This window comes from Microcoleus sp. FACHB-1515, assembly GCF_014696105.1.
Lineage (GTDB): Bacteria > Cyanobacteriota > Cyanobacteriia > Elainellales > Elainellaceae > JAAUTJ01.
In genome coordinates, this window is record NZ_JACJPO010000066.1 from 60,954 (window position 1) to 77,369 (window position 16,416).

Annotated in this window: 14 protein-coding genes; 7 read left to right on the plus strand and 7 right to left on the minus strand. The window is 53.2% G+C overall.

What is annotated here, in order from left to right:
- Positions 1-677 precede the first annotated feature (677 nt).
- The 5 genes from H6F67_RS22495 to H6F67_RS22515 all read left to right on the plus strand — a co-directional run bounded on the left by H6F67_RS22495 (position 678) and on the right by H6F67_RS22515 (position 5,189).
- The gene (locus H6F67_RS22495; protein ID WP_190768891.1) at positions 678-1,823 is read left to right on the plus strand and encodes a Re/Si-specific NAD(P)(+) transhydrogenase subunit alpha; all 1,146 of its coding nucleotides are present in this window, start codon (positions 678-680) and stop codon (positions 1,821-1,823) included.
- Positions 1,824-1,990: 167 nt separating this feature from the next.
- Positions 1,991-2,284, plus strand: a complete 294-nt coding sequence (locus H6F67_RS22500; protein ID WP_190768892.1) for an NAD(P) transhydrogenase subunit alpha — start codon at positions 1,991-1,993, stop codon at positions 2,282-2,284.
- On the plus strand, positions 2,281-3,684 hold the full coding sequence (locus tag H6F67_RS22505) for an NAD(P)(+) transhydrogenase (Re/Si-specific) subunit beta (protein ID WP_190768893.1): 1,404 nt from the start codon (positions 2,281-2,283) through the stop codon (positions 3,682-3,684). The genes H6F67_RS22500 and H6F67_RS22505 overlap by 4 nt, the downstream gene beginning before the upstream one ends.
- Before the next feature lie 139 nt (positions 3,685-3,823).
- The gene (locus H6F67_RS22510; protein WP_190768894.1) at positions 3,824-4,432 is read left to right on the plus strand and encodes a DUF4126 domain-containing protein; all 609 of its coding nucleotides are present in this window, start codon (positions 3,824-3,826) and stop codon (positions 4,430-4,432) included.
- A gap of 16 nt (positions 4,433-4,448) precedes the next feature.
- Entirely contained in the window at positions 4,449-5,189 is a 741-nt protein-coding gene (locus H6F67_RS22515; RefSeq protein ID WP_199304583.1) for a TIGR04283 family arsenosugar biosynthesis glycosyltransferase, read from the plus strand.
- A 139-nt stretch (positions 5,190-5,328) separates the two neighbouring features.
- On the opposite strand, the gene H6F67_RS22520 is transcribed toward H6F67_RS22515, so the two are convergent.
- Positions 5,329-6,594 (minus strand): pitrilysin family protein, encoded by a 1,266-nt coding sequence (locus H6F67_RS22520; RefSeq protein WP_190768895.1) that lies wholly within the window; start codon positions 6,592-6,594, stop codon positions 5,329-5,331.
- A 193-nt stretch (positions 6,595-6,787) separates the two neighbouring features.
- Here H6F67_RS22520 and H6F67_RS22525 point away from each other — a divergent pair, with 193 nt between their 5' ends.
- A complete protein-coding gene (locus H6F67_RS22525) occupies positions 6,788-8,200 on the plus strand; it encodes a serine/threonine-protein kinase (RefSeq protein WP_190768896.1) in 1,413 nt (470 codons plus the stop codon).
- Between the two features lie 78 nt (positions 8,201-8,278).
- On the opposite strand, the gene H6F67_RS22530 is transcribed toward H6F67_RS22525, so the two are convergent.
- The 3 genes from H6F67_RS22530 to H6F67_RS22540 all read right to left on the minus strand — a co-directional run bounded on the left by H6F67_RS22530 (position 8,279) and on the right by H6F67_RS22540 (position 11,145).
- Positions 8,279-9,442, minus strand: a complete 1,164-nt coding sequence (locus tag H6F67_RS22530; RefSeq protein WP_190768897.1) for a pyridoxal phosphate-dependent aminotransferase — start codon at positions 9,440-9,442, stop codon at positions 8,279-8,281.
- A gap of 130 nt (positions 9,443-9,572) precedes the next feature.
- On the minus strand, positions 9,573-10,658 hold the full coding sequence (locus tag H6F67_RS22535) for a class I fructose-bisphosphate aldolase (protein ID WP_190768898.1): 1,086 nt from the start codon (positions 10,656-10,658) through the stop codon (positions 9,573-9,575).
- A gap of 118 nt (positions 10,659-10,776) precedes the next feature.
- Complete coding sequence (locus tag H6F67_RS22540) at positions 10,777-11,145, minus strand: hypothetical protein (RefSeq protein WP_190768899.1); 369 nt, start codon at positions 11,143-11,145, stop codon at positions 10,777-10,779.
- Between the two features lie 112 nt (positions 11,146-11,257).
- Between H6F67_RS22540 and H6F67_RS22545 the strand changes: the two genes are divergently transcribed.
- The gene (locus H6F67_RS22545; RefSeq protein WP_190768900.1) at positions 11,258-11,623 is read left to right on the plus strand and encodes a VOC family protein; all 366 of its coding nucleotides are present in this window, start codon (positions 11,258-11,260) and stop codon (positions 11,621-11,623) included.
- On the opposite strand, the gene H6F67_RS22550 is transcribed toward H6F67_RS22545, so the two are convergent.
- The 3 genes from H6F67_RS22550 to H6F67_RS22560 form a co-directional block, all read right to left on the minus strand.
- Positions 11,595-12,872: an FAD-dependent hydroxylase gene (locus H6F67_RS22550; protein ID WP_190768901.1), complete on the minus strand. Its 1,278-nt coding sequence runs from the start codon at positions 12,870-12,872 to the stop codon at positions 11,595-11,597. The genes H6F67_RS22545 and H6F67_RS22550 overlap by 29 nt on opposite strands.
- Before the next feature lie 100 nt (positions 12,873-12,972).
- Complete coding sequence (locus H6F67_RS22555) at positions 12,973-13,989, minus strand: TauD/TfdA family dioxygenase (RefSeq protein WP_190768902.1); 1,017 nt, start codon at positions 13,987-13,989, stop codon at positions 12,973-12,975.
- Positions 13,990-14,247: 258 nt separating this feature from the next.
- Entirely contained in the window at positions 14,248-16,146 is a 1,899-nt protein-coding gene (locus tag H6F67_RS22560; protein WP_190768903.1) for a serine/threonine-protein kinase, read from the minus strand.
- Positions 16,147-16,416 lie beyond the last annotated feature (270 nt).

The window sequence follows — 16,416 nt, forward strand, 5'->3', positions numbered from 1 at the left end:
GGATCGCGTGAAATCGAATTGTATTTACGAATCTTTACTAGCTGTTACTGACTCTAGCAGGATTGTTGAGTTTCGAAGCAGTTGCTTCAGTGAGATGACGATCGCGACGTAGAACGATCGAAAAAAGTGCCCGATGCTGGAAAATTCGGTGATTAGAGCGATCGCACGGCAAGCATCACTTCACAGAACTGATTAAATTTTACTCAAGAAATAAGAAATAACTCTATTTGTTGCAGATGTTATAGATCGATCGACAGAATTAATAACGATTGCTAACTTCTGTGTTGTCTTTTGTGCGGCTATTGAAATCAATCGGGAGAAATCATAAGACAAGTTAAAGACCTGCATCTAGTTAAAAAGATTGTTCTAGGATGCGACAGTAACCTGCAATACAGCAAGGCTAATTTTTCAACAATGCCCATTCGCGCAAACTCCATTCGATCGCAGATACGGTCTTTATCGCAGTTCGATCGCTTGGGTTTGCATTGCAATTCGGCTAGCAGCATTAACCTGTTTCGTGTGTAAATTAACGTGAATTTTGCGTGGATTTGCATTCGATCGCAACGGCTTGATGCTGTTATTTTTTGCGTCGATTGGCGAATGAAAGCGGATTGATTTTGCTAGTTTGATTTCGAGCATCGCGCATTGATTTTCAGTTGCAGTCATTAGGAGAATTCATGAAAATAGCGGTCGCAAAAGAAGTTGAAATGGGAGAACGGCGGGTTGCCTTAATTCCCGATACGGTTGCCCGACTGGTGAAGCAAGGCCACGAGCTTTTAGTTGAAGCAGGTGCAGGAGTCGGCGCAGAATTCAGCGATGCGGACTATCTGGCAGCGGGCGCAATGGTCAGCGGCGATCGCGGCTGGCTGTGGTACGAAGCTGATTTGCTCGTCAAGGTGAATCCGCCGCAAGAGTGGGAAGTCAATTTGCTGCGTGAAGGCGCGACGTTGATTAGCTTCCTCAATCCGCTGGGCAATCCGGTCATCGCGCAACGACTGGCCGATCGCCGCATCACAAGTTTCAGCCTCGAAATGATTCCGCGCACCAGCCGCGCTCAAAGTATGGATGCGCTGTCGTCCCAAGCGGGGATCGCTGGATACAAAGCGACGCTGATTGCTGCTGCCGCGCTGCCGAAGTTCTTCCCGATGCTGACGACCGCTGCGGGCACGATTGCCCCCGCCAAAGTGTTTGTGATGGGCGCAGGCGTGGCGGGATTGCAGGCGATCGCCACTGCTCGCCGTTTGGGAGCGGTTGTCGAAGCCTTTGATATCCGGCCTGCGGTGAAAGAAGAAGTGCAAAGCTTGGGCGCGAAGTTTGTCGATGTCTCACTGGATGAGGACACCGTTGCGGCGAACGGCTACGCGAAGGAATTGTCGGAGGCGGCAAAGGAGCGATCGCGCCAAATCGTCACCGAACACGTGAAGGCGGCAGACGTGATTATCACAACCGCGCAAGTTCCCGGCAGAAAAGCCCCGCTGCTCGTCACTGAAGAAATGGTCGCCCAGATGAAGCCGGGATCGGTGATTGTCGATCTCGCTGCTGATCAGGGCGGCAACTGTGCCTGCACCGAAGCGGGCAAAGACATCGTTGCACATGGCGTTACGGTAATTGGTCCCATCAACCTGCCCGCCACGCTGCCCGTTCATGCCAGCCAAATGTTTGCCAAAAATGTTTTAACGCTGGTGCAGTATCTGGTGAAAGAAGGCAACTTGCAGCTTAATTTTGCCGATGACATTATCGACAGCGCTTGCGTGACGCATGAAGGCGAAATTCGCAGCGATCGCGTTCGTCAGGCTCTCGAAGCGCTGACGGTGAAAAGCTAGAGCAATTCCCCAAGTTGTCTACTTATGCATTTGCTGTGAACTAAAGTTCCAGCTTAAAGCTGAAACCCATTGAAATGGGTTGATGAATCAGTTTGAGTCAGTTTTAACTGACTTCAGCTTTCAGCCAGGAAATTAATTTCCTGGACAACTACAAAGAGGTTTTCCGCATGGCAGAAGGATTAATTGCCGGACTGGTGGTGTTTACGTTGGCTTCGTTTGTTGGCTTTGAAGTGATTAACAAAGTGCCGCCAACTTTGCACACGCCTTTGATGTCTGGCTCGAATGCGATCTCTGGGATCGCTGTTGTGGGTGCACTTTTGGTGGCGGGCGATCGCGACTGGAATATCACCGTCATCCTCGGATTTATTGCTGTGATTTTGGCAATGATCAACGTCGTGGGCGGATTTTTGGTCACCGATCGAATGCTGCAAATGTTTAAGAAAAAAGAGGTGAAAGCATGAGCGATTTTTTGCCAACTGGAATTGAGCTTAGCTACCTCGTGGCTTCTGCCCTGTTCATTGTCGGTCTGAAGAAGCTGGGATCGCCTGCGACTGCAAGAAACGGCAATTTGCTGGCGGCGATCGGAATGCTCGTGGCGATCGTGGCAACGCTGCTCGATCAGCAGGTTTTGAACTACGAAATGATTTTGCTGGGGATCGCGATCGGCTCAGTTTTGGGCGCGATCATGGCCTACAAAGTCGAAATGACCGCGATGCCGCAAATGGTCGGTTTGCTCAACGGCTTGGGCGGCGGCGCATCTACCTTAGTCGCGATGGGCGAATTTTGGCGCTTGCTGGGCAGCGGCGAATCTGTGCCGATCGACAACACGATCACGATGATCTTGAGCGTTCTGATCGGCGGCGTAACGCTGACCGGAAGCCTGCTCGCCTTTGCCAAACTGCAAGAGCTAATTGGCGGATCTCCGATTACCTTTCCGTTTCAGCGATCGTTCAACATTTCGCTGGTTCTCATCTTTTTGGCCGGAAGCGCTTACCTGGTGAGCGATCCCCACAATCTGACGATCTTTTTGGCACTGACTGCAATCTCGCTTGTGCTGGGCGTTCTGTTCGTGATTCCGATCGGCGGCGCGGATATGCCCGTTGTGATTTCGCTGCTGAACTCGTTTTCCGGTTTGGCCGCCAGTGCAGCCGGATTCGTGCTGATGAACAACATGCTGATCATTTCCGGCGCACTGGTCGGCGCATCGGGGATCATCCTGACGCAGATTATGTGTAAGGCGATGAATCGATCGATCACCAACGTTCTGTTTAGCGCCTTCAGCAAAGCCAAAGCCAAATCGGGCGCGACATCTGGCGCGATCGAAGAACGAGTCGCCAAATCGATCGATCCCGAAGAAGGCGCCATGATGTTGGGCTATGCGCGATCGGTCGTGATCGTTCCGGGCTACGGGATGGCGGTCGCACAGGCACAACACGCCGTCCGCGAACTCGCTGACCAGCTTGAGCGCTTAGGTGTCGATGTCAAGTACGCGATTCATCCGGTTGCGGGTCGGATGCCGGGACACATGAACGTCTTGCTAGCTGAGGCGAACGTGCCCTATCCACAGCTTTACGACATGGACGACATCAACCCGGAATTCGATCGCACCGATGTCGCCCTCGTAATCGGCGCAAACGATGTGGTTAATCCTGCTGCCCGCACGAGTACCGACAGCCCGATCTATGGAATGCCGATTCTGGAAGTGGACAAGGCGCAGCATACGATCGTGATCAAGCGCGGCATGAGCAAAGGCTTTGCCGGAGTTGAAAACGATCTATTCTTCCACGACAAAACGATGATGATGTTTGGCAGTGCCCGCGATGTCGTGGCGCAGCTTGTTTCAGAAGTGAAGCAGCTTTAAGTCAGCCAAATTCGATGAGGCGGGGAAGTTCATTACGGCTTTCCCGCTTTTTTGTCGTGCGATCGCCCTCATCCAAACCTCCGAAGTTCGCGTATAAAAAAGGTATCGTTTGTCTTTGTGCGATACAGGAGCTTGAGTGATGGGCGATCTAATCAGTTGGCAGACCCTTTTGGAAGTCATGTTGGGCATTACCCTTAGTGCTGCCGCTGGGTTCCGCGTGTTTGTGCCGCTGCTTGCTCTCAGTGCCGTTTCCGTGCTGGGACATTTCGATTTGCCCGCCGATTTTGACTGGATCGAAACTTCTCCCGCCCTGATCATGTTTGCGATCGCCTGCCTCTTGGAAATCAGCGGCTACTTCATTCCCTGGCTCGATCATGCCCTCGATCTAGTGGCAACGCCCGCCGCAATTTTGGCAGGAACGCTAATGTCTGCCTCGCTTGCGCCCGCCGATATGAGTCCGCTGATCCAGTGGACATTAGCGCTAGTGGCAGGTGGCGGCACGGCGGGGATCACCAAGCTGCTGACCAACTTAGTGCGCGGAACTTCAACGGCTACATCGGGCGGCTTGGCAAATCCGATCTGGGCGCTGATCGAGCTAGCGGGCGCGATCGCCCTTTCCGTTCTCGCCTTCACCGTGCCCGTTTTGGCGGGCTTCCTGGTAATTGGCCTGATCGGATTGGGTTTCTTCAAACTCTGGCAGTTTCTCTCTGGAAGGACGGCTCAAACAAATTCCACGCTGACAGAGTAGCCCACTCTAAATCATCATGACCGTCTCGATCGTCATTCCCACGCTCAACGAATCGACCAGCCTGGAGCGCACTTTGCGGCAGCTAGCTTACTTGAATCCTGCCGCTGCGGAAGTGATTGTGGTGGACGGGGGAAGTCGTGATGAGACGGTTGCGATCGCGGAGCAACTCTTCCAATCGCAACCCGGACAAGTGCTGCGCTGCGATCGAGCAGGTCGCTCCGTGCAGATGAATGCGGGAGCAAAAATCGCGACGAGTGAAATTTTGTGTTTCCTTCATGCTGATACGCGCTTGCCGGATGATGCGATCGCCATTATGGAAAGAGTTTTAAGCGATCGCCAAACGGCTTGCGCTGGCTTCATCTCCCTCATGTCCGGTGCAGACCGGACGCGCTGGGGCATCTCCCTCCACAACTTTCTCAAAACATACTACGCGCCCTTACTGTTTCGGCCTCACCGCTTTGTGCGCGGATTGCGCTTGCTGTTTGGCGATCAGGTGATGTTTTGTCGGCGCGAGGATTTCTGGAACTGTGGTGGATTTACGGAAGCGCTGCCGATTATGGAGGATGGCGACTTGTGCCTGAAGCTGATGCACTACGGGCGGATTCGGCAGGTGAATCGCGTGGTGGAAAGCAGCGATCGCCGTGTCGCCCGCTGGGGATTCCTCAAAGCGACGGGAATTTACCTGTACATCGGCTTCTTGTGGGGCATCGGTGTTTCCCCTGAATACCTGAAGCGATTTTATGAAGATATTCGGTGAATTTGTGCGATGTGCAACAAAACTCCGCCCTCATCCCCCAGCCCCTTCTCCCCAAGGAGAAGGGGAGCAGGAAAAATTCAAAGTCCCTCTCGCTTGGGGAGAGGGATTTAGGGTGAGGGCGATCGGAAATCGCGTGAATCTAATTGGCAGGTAGAGCGATCGCCACTGCTGCCTGATCGGGTCGGAGATAGTCGGCGGCAAGCTGTTGAAGTTCGTCCGGCTCAAACTGCGAAATCGTTTGCGGATAGGTAACGGCGACTTCGGCCTGCGCGATCGTGTTGTAGTAGCCGTAGAGTCCGGCAATTTGGCTGGCGGTCTCGGTTGAAAAGGCATAGTCGTTGCGTAAAAGCCGCTGATGACGTTGCAGTTCGATCGCATCGATCGCAGTGGTGGCAAGAGCTTGGAGGCGAGCGCAAATTCGCGCTTCCACCTGTTCGATGTCTTCCGGTTCCAGCCATGCGCTGACCGTAATTACACTGGCATCGCGCTGAAGCGAAAAGCTGCTGCCGATCGCCTGCACAAGCTGTTCTTCTTCGCGCAGTTGCCACACCAGTCGCGAGGACTGCCCGCCCGCCAGCACCATCGACAGCAAATCCAGCCCGTAAGCCGTTTCAAGCTGAGCGACACCCGGAGCCGTCCAGGTCATCAGCAGTCGGGCTTGCTCCAGTCGAGGCAGTTGCAGAATTTGGCGCTGAGCGGCGCAGGGCTGGATGGTTCCGCGATCGCTGATTGGGCAAGACTGTGCGGGTGCGAAATTGCCAAAAGCGCGATTGACCAGTTCCAAAGCCGTTTCGCGATCGACATCACCGACAATGGCGATCGTTAAATTTTCCGGCTGATAGTAGGTCTGATGAAACTGCCGCATCGCAGCGGGCGACATTGCCATCAGCGTGTCAGGACTGCCCAAGACCGATCGCCCGTAGGCATGATTCGGAAACACGCTTTCCATCTGCGCCTGATAGATCACCGAATCCGGATCATCGTCGGTCTGCCGCAGTTCTTCGAGGACAACCAGCCGTTCGCGATCGAATTCTTCATCGGGGATCGCCGCATTCAGCAGCAGTTCGGCTAAGGCGGGCAGCGTCACCGATAGATCGCGGGGCGTGGTGTGAATGAAGTAGTGAGCGTAGTCGTGGCTCGTTGCAGCGTTCGTGACACCGCCGCGATTTTCGATTAGCGCATCGAACGCTCCGGGCGGCAGGCGATCGCTGCCCTTGAAGATCATGTGTTCCAGAAAATGCGCCATGCCCGCCCAGGCTGCGGGTTCTGCTGCTGCTCCGGCTCGCGCCCAAACATCCACCACAACGACGGGAGCGGTAGTGATTTGCTGATGAATCACGGTCAATCCGCTCGGCAGAAAATGGCGCTGAGCAGGAAAGGAAGAAGGAATCAGAAGTGCAGTCAAGCCGCTGGAGGAAGGAAGAAATTGATTTCTCTTATCCTATCGTCTTCTAGAGCACAATTGCGGAATGCACGGAAGCCGAAGCGCATTTGCAGCAAGCATTTGCAACGAAATATTGCAGACATCCGTAATTCCTCAGGAGGCCGTTGATAGACTCTAGACAATTGCTCTAAAAAACTGCGCTCTCGGCTGCACAATGGATCAATTCATCAATTCGGTGTTTCACGATCGCTATCAGGTGCAATCGCTGCTCGGTCGCAAAACGGGTCGCCGCACGTTTTTGGCAATTGATCTCGAAACCGATTCGATCGTTGTCCTGAAGCTGCTGCTGTTTGCGCCAGATTTCACTTGGGAAGATTTGAAGCTATTTGAGCGCGAGGCCGAAACATTAAAATCGCTCGACCATCCGGCCATTCCCAAATATTTAGACTACTTTGAAACCGATACAGAATTAGGCAAAGGTTTCGCCCTTGTGCAAAGCTACATTGAGGCGCGATCGCTTCAGCAGTGGACACAATCAGGTCGCACTTTTAGCGAAGTTGACCTGAGAGAAATCGCCAAGCAGCTATTAGCAATTCTCGCTTATCTGCACGATCGAAATCCACCAATCATTCATCGCGATATCAAGCCGAGCAATGTTTTATTGGGCGATCGATCGGGCAATTCCGTCGGGCCAATTTATCTAGTTGATTTTGGTTCTGTTCAAACAGTGGCGCATGGCGGAACGGTGACCGTTGTGGGCACGTATGGCTACATGCCGCCGGAACAATTTGGGGGGCGATCGCTGCCCGCCTCCGATTTGTTCAGCTTGGGCGCAACTTTAATTTATCTGGCGACAGGTCAGCATCCCGCCGATTTGCCGCAGGCGGATTTGCGAATCGAATTTGAGAAATCTGCGAATCTCAGCAAGTCGTTTAGCCAGTGGATTCACTATTTAATTGAGCCGAGTTTGTCCAAAAGAGCGACATCGGTTCAGGAGGCGATCGATCGATTGCAAAAACCACAGCAGAACCAGCGGTTTTCGCTGCTGCGGCGTCCCACTTCTGACATTCAGCTTCAGGCCACTCCAACTACTTTAGAAATTCTAATTCCCAAGGATCAAATTCAATTTCAAAGTCAGTCTTCAACTAGCCTGATTTGGCTTTACAGTTCATTGGCGATCGCCGCCGTTCTGATGGCAACTGGCCTGATGATAACCGTGCTAAGCATCGTGATATTCATCCTTCTGCTCGTTGTTTTTCCAGTCTTGGCATTGGTGAGTGTGTTTTTCTGGTTGGTTGCTAGGTTGTTTCCTTCCAGCGAAATTGCTCAAACTCAAATTGCGCCGCGCCAGGTTAAATTTGAGTTGCAAAATGGCTCGGCCTTTGTTTCGCTGGCATTTGACGACTCTGAGAAGCTACTCTTAATTCCTCGACAAAAGTTGCGATCGATCACCGTTGATTCTTACAGATTGCCTCACTACCGATTGAATGTTGAGTGTCAAGCCGAAAATGGTCAGCGACACAAACTGCAAATCATGGGCGATCGATCTGAAATTCAATGGCTTTGCGATGAGCTAATCGAGTGGGGTGATTTTAAGATCGAATATCGAGAAGCTAGCGGCGTTTAGGGAACGAAAACAGAGAAGGATGACAAGGTTTGAACCTTTGATGCTGCATCCTTCCACCATCCATACAGCACCCTTGTTTCAGAGCGACTGCACAAATTTCGACAGCCGCTCTATGCCTTTTTGAATCGTTTGGGTGTCGGTTGCATAGGACATCCGAATGCAGTCATCCGCCCCAAACGCGATTCCCGGAACCACCGCTACCTGATGAGCATCGAGCAAGGCTTCGCAAAATTCGATCGATTTCATGCCCGTTTTACTAATATTGGCAAACACGTAGAATGCGCCGTTCGGTGTGGGACACGTAAGCTGGGGAATCGATCGCACCGCATCAAGAATCACCTGTCTACGCTGAGCAAACACCTCAACCATTTCGCGCACGCAGTCTTGTGATCCTGCATAAGCGGCGATCGCGCCATATTGAGCAAAGGTGCAAACGTTCGAGGTGCTGTGGCTTTGAATCGTGGCAACCGCTTGAATAATCTGCGGCGGCGCGGCCAAAAAGCCAACCCGCCATCCGGTCATCGCGTAGGTTTTGGCAAAACCACTGCTGACGATCGTGCGCTCGTAGATTTCCGGATTCACCGCGCCAATGCTGAGATGTTCCGCTCCGTCATAGAGAATTTTCTCGTAGATTTCATCCGCAACAACCCAGATGCCCGCCTCGGTGATCACGTCCGCGATCGCTCGCACTTCATCCGGCGTGTAGACCATCCCGGTTGGATTGGAGGGTGAGTTGAAGATGAACATTTTTGTTCGAGACGTGATGGCCGATCGCAACTGGTCGGGCGAAATTTTGAAGTCGCTTTCGAGTGTCGTTGGCACGATCACGGGCGTTCCCTCGGCCAGCTTCACCATTTGCGGATAGCTCAGCCAGTAGGGAGCCGGAATGATCACTTCGTCTCCCGGTTCGATCGTCGCCATCATCAGGTTATAAAGCGACTGTTTGCCGCCATTGGTGACGACGACATTTTCAACGCCGTAGCAAAGGTTGTTGTCTTTTTGCAGCTTTTGGGCGATCGCTTCTCGCAGCTTCAGTTCTCCGACTGCCGCACCATACCGAGTTTTGCCCGCCTCGATCGCTTGGTGACAAGCTTCGCGAATATGAGCAGGCGTCTCGAAATCCGGCTCGCCCACGCTAAAGCTACAGACATCTAGCCCCTCGGCCTTCATTGCCTTAGCTTTTGAGTCGATCGCCAGTGTCAGCGATGGCTTCACCTGTCCGAGTCGTGCTGCCAGTTTCATAATTCGTAATTCAACGTTGCGGTAGAAACCATTGTCTACCGAAATTTTGAATTTGACTGTGACAAATCGATCGATTCTGGGGCGATCGATTTTGGGGCACGGCGCACCATGCCCCAACAAGATGCGGAAATTAGGCGATCGTCACGTCCGGCGACAGATAGACATCCTGAATGATGTGGAACAGCTTGACGCCTTCATCAAATGGACGCTGAAAGGTTTTGCGACCGGAGATTAAACCGCAGCCACCCGCTCGCTTATTGATCACGGCAGTTCGCACCGCTTCCGCAAAATCACTCTTGCCCGATGCGCCGCCAGAGTTGATCAAGCCCATGCGTCCGGCATAGCAGTTCAACACCTGATAGCGGGTCAGGTCGATCGGGTGGTCGGTTGTCAGGTCGGAGTAGACGCGATCGTCGGTTTTGCCGTAGCTTTTGCCCAATGCTTTTTGCACGGCGGCATATCCGCCGTTATTTTCCGGCAATTTTTGCTTGATGATGTCGGCTTCGATCGTCACGCCAATGTGGTTCGCCTGTCCGGTCAGGTCTGCCGAAATATGGTAGTCCGTGCCGTCCTGCTTAAAGGCGCTGTTTCGCAGATAGCACCACAAAATCGTTGCCATGCCCAACTCGTGAGCGCGAGCAAAAGCCCGGCTGACTTCTTGAATTTGCCGCGTCGATTCGGGCGAACCGAAATAGATCGTCGCGCCAACCGCAACCGCTCCGAGATTCCACGCCTGCTCGACCGAGGCAAACATCACCTGATCGAACTGGTTGGGAGCTGTCAGCAGTTCGTTGTGGTTCAACTTGACAATGAACGGAATTTTGTGAGCATACTTGCGCGAGACGCTGCCCAACACGCCGAGGGTTGTGGCAACCGCATTGCACTCAGCCGCGATCGCCAATTTCACAATATTTTCGCTATCAAAGTACATTGGATTCGGCGCGAACGAAGCTGCCGCCGAATGTTCAATGCCTTGGTCTACAGGCAAGATGGATAAATAGCCTGTATTGGCGAGTCTACCGTGTGAATAAAGCTGCTGAAGGCTGCGGAGAACTTGGGGCGATCGATCGGTGATTGAAAAAATGCGATCGACCCAATCTGGACTTGGTAAATGCAGCGTTTCTTTGGGAACTTTGGCCTTGTAGGTCAATAGATCTTCGGCCTCTTGGCCTAAGATATCTTCGACTTTTTCTGGCGCAGATATTGCAGCAACCATAGCGATTGATCCTCAATTCCTTAGAAATTGATCCTATCGAGCGCCGATTAAAATCCGCTGTGAAATCACGTTCTTTTCAGACGCTGCGATCGAGAATCTATCAAAAGGTAGAGCATCACTACGGTTGAGCGGGCAAAGTTCCTGACTGGATTTGATTTTGTTGAATCGGCTCAGACGGCAAAATTGAAGGTTGGATAGGCTGCTGGACAGACTGTTGCTGAACAGGCTGCTGAGCGATCGGCTGAACGCGATCGTTCGACTGGGCAGGCAGCGGCGAAGGTTGCGCCTGTTGCAGCGATTGCTCGGTCGCTTCGCTGGCGAACGTTTCGACTTGACGATTTGGATTGGGAACTGATAAAGCAGAACCAACAGCCAGGATCGTTGCCATAATCATGGCGAGCATCACGCCGTTTGTGCCCTTTTCGGCGGCGCTCTCGTCGGCGTTGGCTGAGGCTTTCTTCGCTCGCTCTTTTGTTTCTTGAGACATTGCTAATTTCCTGATTTGAAACTTGTTTTTATGTAGTTTCACATTAGTTTGAAAGAAGGCGCGATCGATCTATCACGAGTCGGAATGCGCCTTCTTTCATTGGAGTGAGTTCATGTCATTTCGTCGCCAAACGGCATTTGTTGCGATCGCTGCCGTCAACTTCACACAAGTTCAAGAATTCTATCAGCGGCTACTCAATCAATCTCCGACTCAAGAAATACAAAGTGTCTACGCAGAATTTGAACTCGCAAATCTGCGCTTAGGAATTTTTCGACCCAAAACTGATGCGGAATTTAGCGGTGCAGGAACAATGAGCTTGTGTATCGAAGTAGACAATTTGGATGAGGCGATCGCGCATCTCCAATCGCTTGATCTGCCGCTGCCTGAAAAGATGATGACCGCTTCACATGGACGGGAAATCTACATCTACGATCCGGCAGGCAGTCGAATTATTCTGCACGAGTCGATCGCAGTTTAGTACCGATTGATTGCTTCGCTAGGCTTGGGTGTCTGCCGCTCAAGCCAGTCATCAAACGCAGCGCGATCGATCGCAGCGGTCGCAGTTGCCGCATCAGCCGCAAGCCCAAACGCCGAAGCAGGACGATCGGCCACCAGCGATTGGAAAAGAAGCGATCGAGCAAATCCGTAAATCCCAAAATGACTAAATTTTCCAGCTTGCGCCAGCGTTCATAGCGGTGGAGGACACGAAGATCACCAATGTCTTCGTGGCGATCGTGTGCCTTCAAAATCACCTGTGCCAAGGCAGCAGCGTCACGAATGCCCAAATTCAAGCCTTGTCCGCCGACCGGATGGCAGCAGTGAGCTGCATCGCCAATCAGCGCGAGTCGAGCTTGCGTGTAGCGATCGCTGTGCATCAACTGGACGGGAAACAGCAAGCGATTTCCTTCCAGCGTCAGTTGGCCGAGCTTTCCCTGATAGCGGCGATCGAGTTCGGCTAAAAATGCGCGATCGTCAATCTGCATCAAGGCTTGCGCTTCGGCATGAGGAGCGGTCAACACGATCTGACAGCGATTGTCGGGAAGCGGCAGGGTAGCAAACGGGCCACTTGACCAGAAATGTTCACGGGCGATCGAGCCGTGCGATTTTTCAGGACGAATCACAGCGGTAATGCAGGATTGCCAGTACTGCCAGCCGTGCGTTGCAATTCCCGCTGCGGTGCGAATTGGCGATCGCGCTCCATCCGCAGCCACCAGCAGACGCGAGGCAATCTGGATTTTTTGCCCGTCCGCGTTGAGTGTCAGCCGAGTACGGTCAGGGTTGTAGTTCGCGTCGAGGACAGTTGCCGGACACAGCCACTCGACGTTTTCAGCATTCAAGAGCGCCTGTTGCAGCGCTTGCAGTAAAACGCAGTGTTCTGCGACGTAACCGAGTGCTGGCGTTCCTAAATCACGGGGTTGCAGCGCGACGACAGCGGGACAATCGGCATCCGCCAGATCGATCTGCTCAAAGGTGGTGATCTGCGGCAGAATTTGATTCCACACGCCCAATCCGGCGAGAATGCGACCAGACATCAGCGAGATGTGATAGGCGCGACGCTGACTCAACCCGATCGAGCGCGGCTTCGCTTCAATTAAGGCAATCCGCAGGCCAGATTCTTTGAGCGCACAGGCCAACGTCAAGCCGACAATGCCCGCACCGACGATCGCCACATCGTAAGTTTGCACGTCAGGTCGCACGCCTGAAGGAGAAAGCTGCTGATCAAGCACCGTTTTTATACTTAACAAATTGCAACAGATATTTTCATTCTGCCGCGATCGCCTGCTCTAAGCAACCTCCATCAAGTTGTAGAGGCGATCGCGGCAGTCGCTAACCGATTGCTTCAAAGCGCGTGCGAATGATGCGTTCTCCCGGTTGGCGATCGACTGCTGACAAGCCCAAATCCCGCACGACAAACGATCGTTGCAGCCAGCGATCGAAGCCGTCATAGCGCGGCGTGAACGAACTGCGACCGTGAACCGTGCGGCGATTGTCGATGCAGAGCAGATCTCCGGTGTCAAGCTTGATGCCGCGATAGACCGAGGCGATCGCCGCTTGCAGGGCAGCCAGTGCTGCTTCTGCGGCGGGCGTCATCGCTTCCATCAAGTCTTCGTCATAGTTCAAAAACGGATCGTGGCGATTGCCATAAAGGACGGGCAGCACTTTTCCGTTCGCTTTGGTGCCCTGCACGTTACCAAACGAGTAGTCGATTCCCGTGCGGTAGAGCGGCTGAAACAGCAAGTCGCGATGCTCATCAGACAGCAGCGGTAGGGCGTGAGCGATGCTGGCGTAGGTCGTTTCAGCTAGGCGATCGTGGTCAGGCCGCAGGCAAAACAGCAGCAGAAATTCTGGCGGGTAAGGATGAAAAACAGTTTCCCGATGAAACTGCAAGCGCGTCTGAGAACCGCCCGACGACTGAACGCGCTCACTGCCTTTCACTGGGGCGAGGCTTTGAAACAAATCGCCGTTTTTTTCTTGAATGTAGGACACCAAATGGCCTAATCGACTGCCGACCATTGCCAAACAGCGTTCGCTCACATACGTCGTTTTGTGAATCGATCGCCTACCGTCCAGCGGCGTTTGTGTGCGGTACAAACCGGGATCGATCGGCAGGCCGCGCAAGAGCAAAACGCCTTCGGCATTCGATCGCACCTGAAATTCCAGCAGCGATCGCCGCACGGCTCTGGGCATCTCGTCCGCCCGCATTTCACAGTCAAACAAAAACGCTTCGGTTTCGCGGTAAGGATTTGGTCCCGGTGCAAGAAACAAATCCATTGTTTCTGACTCAAACCCGCTACAGTCGATGATTTGCACGTCCGCAGTCGGCATCGTTGTTGCTTGCAGCACGGTTTTCCCCCCTTCTATCAACTTTTAAGAATCTGCACCCAAAGGCGCAAGATCATCCTAGCGATTTCCCCCGGACGGCGATCGCAGTGAACGGCGCGATCGGCCTTCGCTGCCAGGATTAATGCTCGAATTCCTTGATCCCCGCTTGTTTGCAAATACCAAATTGACAAAGCAGTCCTGCGCCACAGATGCAGATTGAAGAAATACGCTGCTGCATTTTTGCTCAAGCGTTGAAGAGTATTGAATTGCAAAAACGAGCTACTGTGGCTGAGCATTTGCCGGATCGGTGACGGTCACGCCCAGCGTAAAATTCGTTTCGCGATCGGCAATGACTTCGACAATGTATCGACCTGTCTCAGACGTGCTTCCCTGCCAGAATCCAATATTGGATGCATCCTCCACTAGATCGCCGTTGGGATAGCGAATGTTGAGACTGGCCTGTCCGGGTTCTACAAGTTCGGCAGAAAGAATTTGCCCCTCTTGAACGTTGACCAAATAGCGACGAACCAGCAGCGGATCGACCCGATTGGAAATTTGGACTCCTTGATCGCCGGGAACAACATTAAGCTGCGTCGTGTCGATTTGCGGCTCTGGCTCTGGTGATGGCGTGGGTGTCGGGGTGGGACTGGGATCTGGAGCGGGATCAAGGCTGACGCTGAGCCTATAGTCGCTTTGCTCCACACCGCGCACGGGTTGCAGCCGAATCGTATAGTCTCCTGTAAAGTCCAAGGGGCCTGACCAGCGCTGGACGCGATCGCTGTTTTCTCCCGCCGGACTGCCATCAGGCGCAATTACCGTCATCAACACACCTTCACCTTGAATCGCTGCCGTCAGCACCTCATTTTGCTGACCTGTGACCACGAAGTTTGCGGTTTCATTCGATCGCAACGCACCATTCACATTTGTGCTGTCTCCTGCCGTCAAGTTCAACGCCTGCGTAAATTCGCTGGGCGTTGGAGAAGCCGTCGGCGTCGGGCTGGGTGTCGGCGTTATTGTTGCGCTGGGCGTCGGCGTGGGAGTGGTGCGATCGCTTGTCCGCACGCCGCTGACAACGGCATACGCGCCAATCAACGTGACGATCGCCAGCCCCAACCCGATCATGAATACGGCCAGCGGATTTTCCCAAATCGAAGGAGCGGGCGTTGGCACAATGGGATCGAGCGATCGCGGCGCCTGCTGCGTGGGTGGATTTGGATCGGGGCGGCGACCAACTGCAACCGTTGCCATCTGCGACCCGACCGTTGGCGGCGTTGGCGTGGGGGTGGGCAGCGGTTGCGGCGCGGCTGGGGGGGCGATCGTTGGCGGTGTGGCAGCGGGATTAGTCAATGCTTGCAGGGCTTGCGCCAGTTCGCTGACGTTTTGATAGCGCTGATCGGGGCGATAGTTGAGCATTCGATCGAGAATTTGCCCGAAGCCCGGACTGACAGTGGCATAGGGTCGCCAGTTCCAGGAGAAAGTGCGATCGTCATACATTTGATTCGGTTCGCGTCCGGTCAGCAGCACCAGACAGGTGACGGCCAAGGCGTATAGATCGCTACTGGGAAAAGCGTTTCCGGTCTGCATCTGTTCGCTGGGCGCGTAGCCCAATTTGCCGACTGTGGTGTGCTGTGGCACGGTTTCGAGCGACTGGACGCGGGTGACAATTTCTTTAACGACGCCAAAGTCGATCAGGACAGGAAGATGGTCGCGCCGCCTGAGCATGATGTTGTCGGGCGCGATGTCGCGGTGAATAATGCCTCTGGCGTGGATGTGGGCAAGGACGGGCAAAAGCTGCTGGACAAGCTGCAAAACTTCGGCTTCGCTGAAGGTTGAACCTGCGGCTTTGCGATCGTTCAACAGTTCGCGATAGGTTTTTCCTTCAACGTAATCTTGCACCAAAAATAGACGCTGATTTTCCTCAAAGGTGGCGCGAAATTGAGGAATTTGTGGATGCTGAATTTGATAGAGAATTGCAGCTTCGCGCTGAAATAATTCTTTCGATTTATCGATCGCATACGCACCCGTTTGAATGGGGATAAATTCTTTCAGGGCGCACAGTTCATTAAAGCGGCCTTGGTCTTCTGCCAGGTAGGTGCGCCCAAATCCGCCCTGACCGAGGACGCGACTGATGCGATAGCGATTTTGTAAAACAGATCCGGCAGGAATAGGAGATTGCATAGCAGCGTGATTTAACTGTCCTCACAGTTGATTTTAGAGTTGCCGTTCGCTTTTTGGGCAGTTGCCAAAAATTCGTGCCGCTTTGAGCGAACGTGACCTGAGCAAGCGTCCGAGTCGGATGGCCGCGATCGATTGTTGCTCCTGCAAAAGTTGAAGCGGGATTGTTCGCTTTGTTCCCTTTTGCCGCCAGCCTGCAAAGTCAAATCATCTCGCAAAATTAAGCCAAACTCTCTACGTTCGGATTGAAGAAACAGCAAAAACCAATGTCAA

What these genes read in the sequence shown, in the direction of transcription:
- H6F67_RS22495 (WP_190768891.1), top strand. Translation starts at nt 678, where the DNA reads ATGAAAATAGCGGTCGCAAAAGAAGTTGAAATGGGAGAACGGCGGGTT.
- H6F67_RS22500 (WP_190768892.1), top strand. Translation starts at nt 1,991, where the DNA reads ATGGCAGAAGGATTAATTGCCGGACTGGTGGTGTTTACGTTGGCTTCG.
- H6F67_RS22505 (WP_190768893.1), top strand. Translation starts at nt 2,281, where the DNA reads ATGAGCGATTTTTTGCCAACTGGAATTGAGCTTAGCTACCTCGTGGCT.
- H6F67_RS22510 (WP_190768894.1), top strand. Translation starts at nt 3,824, where the DNA reads ATGGGCGATCTAATCAGTTGGCAGACCCTTTTGGAAGTCATGTTGGGC.
- H6F67_RS22515 (WP_199304583.1), top strand. Translation starts at nt 4,449, where the DNA reads ATGACCGTCTCGATCGTCATTCCCACGCTCAACGAATCGACCAGCCTG.
- H6F67_RS22525 (WP_190768896.1), top strand. Translation starts at nt 6,788, where the DNA reads ATGGATCAATTCATCAATTCGGTGTTTCACGATCGCTATCAGGTGCAA.
- H6F67_RS22530 (WP_190768897.1), bottom strand. Translation starts at nt 9,442, where the DNA reads ATGAAACTGGCAGCACGACTCGGACAGGTGAAGCCATCGCTGACACTG.
- H6F67_RS22535 (WP_190768898.1), bottom strand. Translation starts at nt 10,658, where the DNA reads ATGGTTGCTGCAATATCTGCGCCAGAAAAAGTCGAAGATATCTTAGGC.
- H6F67_RS22540 (WP_190768899.1), bottom strand. Translation starts at nt 11,145, where the DNA reads ATGTCTCAAGAAACAAAAGAGCGAGCGAAGAAAGCCTCAGCCAACGCC.
- H6F67_RS22545 (WP_190768900.1), top strand. Translation starts at nt 11,258, where the DNA reads ATGTCATTTCGTCGCCAAACGGCATTTGTTGCGATCGCTGCCGTCAAC.
- H6F67_RS22560 (WP_190768903.1), bottom strand. Translation starts at nt 16,146, where the DNA reads ATGCAATCTCCTATTCCTGCCGGATCTGTTTTACAAAATCGCTATCGC.